This window comes from Empedobacter sp. UBA7252, from assembly GCF_002472765.1.
GTDB lineage: Bacteria > Bacteroidota > Bacteroidia > Flavobacteriales > Weeksellaceae > Empedobacter > Empedobacter falsenii_B.
Window position 1 is genome coordinate 670 of the sequence record NZ_DKSQ01000032.1, and the last position, 6,452, is coordinate 7,121.

The following is a 6,452-nucleotide window of genomic DNA, read 5'->3' on the forward strand; positions in this document are numbered from 1 at the left end:
TTGCGCGAACAGTAAGCCATTTTTACGCTCATTACGCTAAATTGACTCTCGCCTTTTCAGCAAGTTTTCTATATGAAATTTCAAAGCTATCATGTTTTTAATTGTAGAAATTTGTTTTATTTCATAATCTAATTGTCTCTTTCAAGATTTGAATGGACAGTTATCTAAATAATATTAATAACAACAGAGCATTGATTCGCTATTGCAATAACTGTTTGGATATTCGTTTATTTTTAGGTCATGATTTAAACGAAAAACTACCTTGGCATTCCACAATTTGTTAAACTTGCGTCCTTTTTGGTAAAGAAGCTTTCTTACAGTTATTTCAATTTGTTCATAAATTACTAATGTTAGTTTTAATACAAATGTTCAATTTTAGCGATAATGTTTAAAGATGCCATTCGTGAAGAAGTAATCAGTTTAAATACTTACCCATTTGCAAGTGTACGAATCAAAAAAGACAAGAGTACAAGACTGTTTTTAAACAAAGAACAAATAGAGCAGCTAAAAAACCACAAGAGTTCATTTGGTCAAACAGATACCTACTTCAGAGATATGTTTATTTTTAGTTGTTATGCCGGAGGATTACGTTTTAGTTATGTCGTTACCTTACAATGGAAAAACTACGATGAAAACGAACAACGTATCAGATTAAACATTCGTAAAACAAAACGTTCACATCAATTCAAAGTAGGTCAATCTGCTTTAGAGATATTAAACAAATACAAAAAAGAAACTTCCGAACCAGATGATTTTGTATTTCCAATCATTTCAGAAGCTAATTTCTTCGAACAATCCAACGAATACCAACTAAAAGTAATTGGTAGCAAAAATGTATTATGTGGTCAGAAATTGCGTAGAATCGGTAAAGAATTAGAATTTCCGTTCTCGTTATCATTTCATTTAAACCGACATACATTTGCAACACAAGCCTTAGCTAACGGTATGCGTATTGAGTATGTTTCTAAACTTTTAGATCACTCCGATATCGGAACAACTCAAATCTACGCTAAAATTGTAAACGAAGAATTGGATAAAGCTGTAGAGCAATTTATTGAATAATAGATAATTATTTTAGAATAATGTATAAAAATAGATTTTCCAAATCAAAATATTGTACATATATTTGTACACAATAAAATACAAGATTATGATTATAGCAAGTGTTTCAGATTTCAGAAAAAATATTAAATCTTATTTAGATAGTGTTTCAAAAAATTTTGAAACCTTAATCATCAACAGAGGGAAAGATTCTGGTATTGTTGTAATGTCTTTAGAAGAATACAATTCATTAATGGCTACAAATCATGAATTATCTTCACGAATCAACGAATCAAGATTAGATGCTGCCATTGAAAAATTAAAAAACAACCAATCTTTTGAAAGAGAATTAATCGAGGAATAGATGAAATATATTTTCGTAGATGAGTCTTGGGAAGATTATTTATTTTGGCAAAAAACCGATAATAAAAAAGTAAAACGCATCAATGATTTATTGAAAGATATTTCACGTACTCCTTTTACTGGTATTGGGAAACCAGAGCCATTAAAACATAAATATTCAGGGTTTTGGTCACGTAGAATAGACGAAGAACATCGTTTAATTTACAAGTACGAAGATAATCAGATATTAATTGCAAAGTGCCGTTTCCATTACGATTAAATAATCCATTTTTAAGATATAAATAAGATAGAATTCTGTTAGGTTGTAAAACGTAACAGATTTTTTTTTATGCCAAAATCGTAAACGAGGAATTAGATAAAGCAGTAGAACAGTATATTGAATAATTAATATTAAATAATTTTAGTATTTATAAAACATATCGTAATATTGCAATGATAATAAATCATTAATGGGAACAACTAAATCGGAAATATTTACAGACGAACAAAATAAACTAGCTACTTTATTCAAAGTATTAGGACATCCTGCTCGTGTGGCTATTATTCAACATATTATCAAGCAAAATGCGTGTATCTGTACAGATTTGGTGGATGAATTAGGTTTAGCACAAGCCACTATTTCTCAACATTTAAAAGAATTAAAAAGTATAGGAATTATTCAAGGTTCCATCGAAGGAAAATCGGTTTGTTATTGTATTGATCAAAAGGTTTGGGCTGCAATTCAAAATGAGTTTTCTAACTTTTTCAATCAAAATGTAAAAGTAAATCAATGCTGTTAAGGCATTTTTTTGAAATAAATCATCGTAATATTACGATTAATAAATAATAATTAAAGTATATGAAACTTTCAGAAATCAAAGAAATCTTACCAACATTAGAAAATGTTGAATTTCAATTAGAGGATGGTACGTTCGTGCCAGAGCATTTCCACGTTACAGAAGTGGGAGAAATCACAAAGAAATTTATTGATTGTGGTGGTGTCATCAGAAACGAAAAAGTAGTAAACTTTCAACTATGGAATGCAGACGATTACGAACATCGTTTAAAACCAGGTAAATTATTAAACATTATTCGCTTATCCGAAAACAAATTAGGGATTGAAGATTCAGAGATTGAAGTTGAATATCAGTCGACTACAATTGGGAAATACGATCTTGAATTTAATGGAAAACATTTCATTTTAAAAAATAAAAAAACAGCTTGTTTAGCGGAAGATGCTTGCGGTATTCCCGTTGCAACTGAAAATAAATTTAGAGTGAAAGAAGAAAAATCTTCTTGTTGCACACCTAATTCTGGATGTTGTTAATCTGAATTCTAAATAATGAACAAAGCATTAAAAAATACAGTAGAAGAAATTCAAAAAATCAATACTGTTAGCAACCAAAGGAAAACAATTTTACAACCTTTAATAGATTACATTCAAGGAAAGGTAAATAGTAAAAAACCGGTAAACCTTAATTTTATTTGTACACACAATTCTCGAAGAAGTCATTTATCACAGGTTTGGGCGCAAACTTCAGCATCATTCTATAATATAGATAATGTACACTGTTATTCAGGTGGTACACAAGAAACAGCTTTGTTTCCTAAAGTAGCAGAAACATTAGAAAATCAAGGCTTACAAATTCTAAAAATTGCAGATAGTATAAATCCTATTTACGCCATAAAATTTGATGAAAATTGTTTACCAATTATCGGTTTTTCTAAGAAATATAATGATGCTTTCAATCCTATTTCAAATTTCGCAGCGATTCTAACTTGTTCCCAAGCAGATGAAGGTTGCCCTTTTATTTCCGGTGCTGAAAAGCGAATTCCCATTACTTACGAAGATCCTAAAATTTCGGATGGAACGCTTCAACAAACTGAGGTTTATAAGCAACGCAGTATTCAAATCGCAACCGAAATGATGTACATATTTTCACAAATCACAAAATAAACGATGCAACCAAAACTAAAATTCCTTGATAGATATCTAACATTATGGATATTTTTTGCAATGATAGCAGGGGTAACGATTGGATATGTATTTCCTAATATGCCTTTTTGGGTTGAAAGTTTAAGTGTGGGTACAACTAATATTCCTTTGGCATTAGGTTTAATTATTATGATGTTTCCACCATTAGCAAAGGTTGATTATACACTCTTACCTCAAGCGTTTAAAAATAAAAAGGTTATAGGAATTTCCTTGTTGCTTAATTGGGTAATTGGAACAATTTTAATGTTTGGCTTGGCAGTTCTATTTCTACACAACGAACCCGATTATATGTCTGGATTAATTCTTATTGGATTAGCTAGATGTATTGCAATGGTTATTGTATGGAGTGATTTAGCCAAAGCAAATCGAGAATACACAGCGATGTTAGTAGCATTAAATAGTATTTTCCAAGTATTGAGTTATAGCTTTCTAGTCTGGTTATTTATCAATGTATTGCCAAGTAAATTAGGTTTAGCTAATTTTAATGTTTCGGTTTCAATGATAGAAGTAACCCAAAGTGTATTGATCTATTTAGGTATTCCATTTTTAATAGGTTTTATCACGAGATACACGCTAATTAAAAAGAAAGGTATAGAATGGTACAATCGTGTATTCGTGCCCAAAATTTCTCCCATAACACTCTATGCATTATTATTTACTATTGTGGTAATGTTTAGTTTAAAAGGAGATAAAATACTTGAATTACCTTTAGACGTAATCAAAGTAGCAATCCCATTAGTGATCTATTTTGCACTGATGTTCTTCATCAGTTTCTTTATCAATAAAGCAATGAAGGTTCCTTATGATAAAAATGCATCTATTTCATTTACAGCAACAGGTAATAACTTCGAATTGGCCATTGCAGTTTCTATTGCGATATTTGGTATTCACTCGCCACAAGCTTTTGTAGGAGTTATTGGTCCGCTAGTCGAAGTTCCTGTATTAATCCTTTTAGTAAAAGCTAGTTTGTGGTTGAAAAGCATATATTATAAAGAATAGAGCAATACATCGAATAAGGAAGTTTTAAATATCTTTAACGACACATTTTATCTTTGTAATGCATTAATTTACATCAAATTACACTATAAAAGGTTAATTGCTAAAACTTAATTTATGATGAAGTATTTGATAAAAGAAACTGTACAATTCAAAGAGTTTACACAAGTTGCTTTACACAATGTAAAGTCGAAAGAATTTGATATTATAGAGGTGCAACCTCTTACAAATGACGGGTATTGTCAAGCATTAATTGACAAAATATTTGAGATTTCTCATTCTGAAATTGCTGATTTTATCAAACATCAACTTTTATATGCAAAAGATAAGCTACATTGGATTAATAAGTTTGAAAAGTTAGTTTCAGTAAATGAATTTCTGTTTGAAAAAGGAAGAAATAAAACTCGTTTAATGAAAATTTATACTTCATAAGAAATAATTCGATTAGGTTTATATAAACCAATAGAGATTAAAGACGAAGAAAGACCTGCACCAAGATACATCAATGCAGATTCAGAAGAACGATATTTTTCTTTTTATAAAACGCAGAAAAATTTGGAACAGATGGAGGATTATTGCGATCAGATCTTTTTCTTAACTGATGAGAAATACGAATACGAACAAGCTAACATTCATTTTATCAATCCAAAGCTTCCAGAATATTCAGAGCAATGCAACAAAAAAATTGACCACTTACAACACATCAGAACATTAACGGAAGAATTACAAGTGGTTAAAGAAGAAAAATGCAATTACAACAAACTACAATTCAATGGAAAGGTCAATCAGTTGGTAGACATATTTTACCAATTAAACAGAGAGTTGTTTATTAATGGTAAAAATTATTTAGATGGAAATGTAAACGAGATTTCTAAAATGATTGTTTATTCTTTTGTAGACAAAGACGGAAATAAAGTAAGTATTGAAACGGTCAAAACCATACTCACTCCATCAAGAGAAGAAAAACGACCGAATAACGCAAAACGAATTGATGTAGATAAATTACTATAATATTCGCAATCCTAACTATCCCAGTTAGGATTTTGTTTGGTCCAAAAAGTCCTGTTCATACGTTCAACCTCAAAAATCAAAAGTCTTTATCTATCAGCCATTCAAAAAGATATGGTCCTGACAAGACCATTTCAGGACTAACGGACTTTTTTTTCTGTACTTCATTTGTTTCATAATCTTAAACAAATTAGAAAATGGAAGCAATCATTTTAACAAAGGATCAATACGATGCGATCGTATTCCAATTAGAGGAAATCACTAAAAAATTAAACAAAGCATTAGCAGCTAAACAAGAAACATTTATGGATAACCAAGAGTTTCTAATGCTAATGAAAATCTCAAAACGAACTGCTCAAACGTGGAGAAATGAAGGAAAGGTTTCATTCTGTCAAGTAGGCAACAAAATCTACTACAAAATGTCTGATGTCGAAAAGTTATTGAACGAACACTACAACAAATCATTCACTAATAAACGCTAAAAATTAAGAGCAATAACCTGGCATAAAAATTCGCAGACGAATGTCAATCCGTTAAGTGAAACGTAAAAATGTTTACCGACTGAAAGGAGTGATTTAAACATTTTAGTGAAGCGAAATGAAGATTGACCGTCCAGAATTGAAGCCTTCATTTTTTGATTACTTTTTTATCAAGAAAAAAGTAATTAATAAAATGAACATAATAATAGCAAACATCTCAAATGTTTTTGTATCAAGCCAAATCCAAAGGATTCATGAATACATTATTCATAAAACAATAAACCAATGAATAAAAAAGAACATACAATAACAAAAGTCTAATAACTAACATCTCAAATCTCAATACTATGAGTGTCGTACTTCATCACTTCATAGACATTAAATATAATTATTTTAGTTTTAATTTTAGTATTTCATAAGGAGTTTTACCTTTAAATGAACCATGTGGTCTATTGAAATTATAAAGTTTTTCCCATTGTTCTAATTTTTGATTTAGATCAACATCATCAGTATAGCTTAAAAGTTGATAAAACTCTTTTTTATCAGTTAAATGAGATTGTTCAACTTTTCCATTTAACTGAGGCGTTCCT

General features: G+C 29.9%; 12 protein-coding genes. 11 read left to right on the plus strand and 1 reads right to left on the minus strand.

Features of this window, described 5'->3' with window-relative positions; translation table 11 throughout:
• Nucleotides 1-152: 152 nt before the first annotated feature.
• From B2X73_RS04555 to B2X73_RS04605, 11 genes are all read left to right on the plus strand, one after another.
• Nucleotides 153-284: a transposase gene (locus B2X73_RS04555; protein ID WP_221857142.1), complete on the plus strand. Its 132-nt coding sequence runs from the start codon at nt 153-155 to the stop codon at nt 282-284.
• Between the two features lie 100 nt (nt 285-384).
• Entirely contained in the window at nt 385-1,062 is a 678-nt protein-coding gene (locus B2X73_RS04560) for a tyrosine-type recombinase/integrase (RefSeq protein WP_291060599.1), read from the plus strand.
• Nucleotides 1,063-1,150: 88 nt separating this feature from the next.
• On the plus strand, nt 1,151-1,405 hold the full coding sequence (locus B2X73_RS04565) for a type II toxin-antitoxin system Phd/YefM family antitoxin (protein WP_291060601.1): 255 nt from the start codon (nt 1,151-1,153) through the stop codon (nt 1,403-1,405).
• Nucleotides 1,406-1,663, plus strand: a complete 258-nt coding sequence (locus B2X73_RS04570; protein ID WP_219035457.1) for a Txe/YoeB family addiction module toxin — start codon at nt 1,406-1,408, stop codon at nt 1,661-1,663.
• 190 nt (nt 1,664-1,853) lie between these two features.
• Nucleotides 1,854-2,183, plus strand: a complete 330-nt coding sequence (locus B2X73_RS04575; RefSeq protein WP_291060603.1) for an ArsR/SmtB family transcription factor — start codon at nt 1,854-1,856, stop codon at nt 2,181-2,183.
• Nucleotides 2,184-2,242: 59 nt separating this feature from the next.
• Complete coding sequence (locus B2X73_RS04580; RefSeq protein ID WP_291060605.1) at nt 2,243-2,710, plus strand: DUF6428 family protein; 468 nt, start codon at nt 2,243-2,245, stop codon at nt 2,708-2,710.
• A gap of 15 nt (nt 2,711-2,725) precedes the next feature.
• Nucleotides 2,726-3,340: a low molecular weight phosphatase family protein gene (locus B2X73_RS04585; protein WP_291060607.1), complete on the plus strand. Its 615-nt coding sequence runs from the start codon at nt 2,726-2,728 to the stop codon at nt 3,338-3,340.
• Nucleotides 3,341-3,343: 3 nt separating this feature from the next.
• Nucleotides 3,344-4,378 carry an ACR3 family arsenite efflux transporter gene (gene arsB, locus B2X73_RS04590; protein ID WP_291060609.1) on the plus strand — a complete coding sequence of 345 codons (1,035 nt, stop codon included), beginning with the start codon at nt 3,344-3,346 and terminating at the stop codon, nt 4,376-4,378.
• A gap of 114 nt (nt 4,379-4,492) precedes the next feature.
• Entirely contained in the window at nt 4,493-4,807 is a 315-nt protein-coding gene (locus B2X73_RS04595; RefSeq protein ID WP_286496423.1) for a hypothetical protein, read from the plus strand.
• 132 nt (nt 4,808-4,939) lie between these two features.
• A complete protein-coding gene (locus B2X73_RS04600) occupies nt 4,940-5,386 on the plus strand; it encodes a hypothetical protein (protein WP_286496425.1) in 447 nt (148 codons plus the stop codon).
• Between the two features lie 194 nt (nt 5,387-5,580).
• Nucleotides 5,581-5,865 (plus strand): helix-turn-helix domain-containing protein, encoded by a 285-nt coding sequence (locus B2X73_RS04605; RefSeq protein WP_286496426.1) that lies wholly within the window; start codon nt 5,581-5,583, stop codon nt 5,863-5,865.
• Nucleotides 5,866-6,250: 385 nt separating this feature from the next.
• On the opposite strand, the gene B2X73_RS04610 is transcribed toward B2X73_RS04605, so the two are convergent.
• Nucleotides 6,251-6,452: integrase core domain-containing protein (locus B2X73_RS04610; RefSeq protein ID WP_291095853.1), on the minus strand; the 202-nt coding region annotated here is incomplete at its 5' end.